Genomic DNA, 1,158 nt, shown 5'->3' with positions numbered 1-1,158 from the left:
GGGGGGGGGGGGGGGGGAAGGGGAGCCGTCCAGCGTCGCTATCCCGGTACAAGGGGTTTGAGTAGCAGCGGAACAGAAAACCTACATAAGGCGGTCTGGGCTGGCTGCCTTCCCAACAAACCCCGGTTTGATGCGAAGCGGGCCGGCGATTACGATCGGACCGCTGGATGACCCTCAATCTCACATCTACCCATCCAGAAACCTATAGCCGGTAAACCCCATCCTTCGATAGATTAATGAAAGAAGGAGCGGACGTCGATGTTGATCGGATATATGCGGGTGTCGACAGGCGAGCAAAATCTCGATCTGTAACGCGATGCGCTGGATCGTGCCGGATGCGACCGGGTGTTCGACGACGTGTGCTCGGGCCGTGCGACCGAACGGGCCGGGCTCGACAAGGCACTCGACATCATGCGTGATGGCGACACCCTCGTAGTCTGGAAGCTCGACCGGATCGGACGGTCGCTACCCCACGTCGTTGGGCTGGTCGGCGATCTGCAGAAGCGCGGGATCGGCCTGATGGTGCTGACCGGCGATATCGAACAACTTGCGATCACCCTGTCGATGGCCCGGCGTTATCAGCGGATCTCAAGACAAAACATCTTGACGGCAATCGGCTACAATATGATTGCCGTACCGACCGCGCTCTTTGGAGGTTTGTCTCCTGTTACGGCGGCCGTAGCAATGTCTGCAAGCTCGATACTGGCTCTCGCGAACGCTGCCCGATGTGAAAAATTCCGGCGCGATAATAATAGTTATGTTAAATTTGGTCGATTTCTAAGCGTTCAGAACGCTAGTTCTGCCTGCCTCGGCACGGCTCTTGGCTGTTCTTGTCTGCCGCCAATCAGACCGCGCGCACAGCCTGCCAGAACATAGACGGCTTGGCGCTGCGCACCGCGATTATGGTGATCGACGCAATAGCCCTGATAGTGCCGCTTGAGCAAGCCAGCGCGCACCAGCTCCGATACCGCCCGGCTCACATTCTTCTTGCCCGAAGCCCGTCCCTGCTCACGGATGGCGTCGTCGACGATCGCGGTGGCCTGATCGACGTCGGCTGGTAATATGCCCGACATTGCCAGATCAGTCCGTATCCGCTCTTCCAGGGCAACACGGCGGGGGTCACGCTGGCCCATCGGGGTCAGCGCATCGCAAAGCCAG

At 59.2% G+C, this 1,158-nt stretch carries 2 protein-coding genes; both read left to right on the top strand.

Annotated features, from left to right (window positions below; genetic code table 11):
- Nucleotides 1-321 precede the first annotated feature (321 nt).
- Entirely contained in the window at nucleotides 322-876 is a 555-nt protein-coding gene (locus tag C100_RS49515; protein WP_442800311.1) for a recombinase family protein, read from the top strand.
- 5 nt (nucleotides 877-881) lie between these two features.
- The gene (locus C100_RS49510) at nucleotides 882-1,061 is read left to right on the top strand and encodes a hypothetical protein (RefSeq protein WP_200866554.1); all 180 of its coding nucleotides are present in this window, start codon (nucleotides 882-884) and stop codon (nucleotides 1,059-1,061) included.
- The last annotated feature ends 97 nt before the right edge of the window (nucleotides 1,062-1,158 follow it).

This window comes from Sphingobium sp. C100 (assembly GCF_000508185.1).
GTDB lineage: Bacteria > Pseudomonadota > Alphaproteobacteria > Sphingomonadales > Sphingomonadaceae > Sphingobium.
The sequence above is the reverse complement of the archived record's forward strand: the minus strand, read 5'-3'. Positions and strand labels throughout refer to the sequence as shown.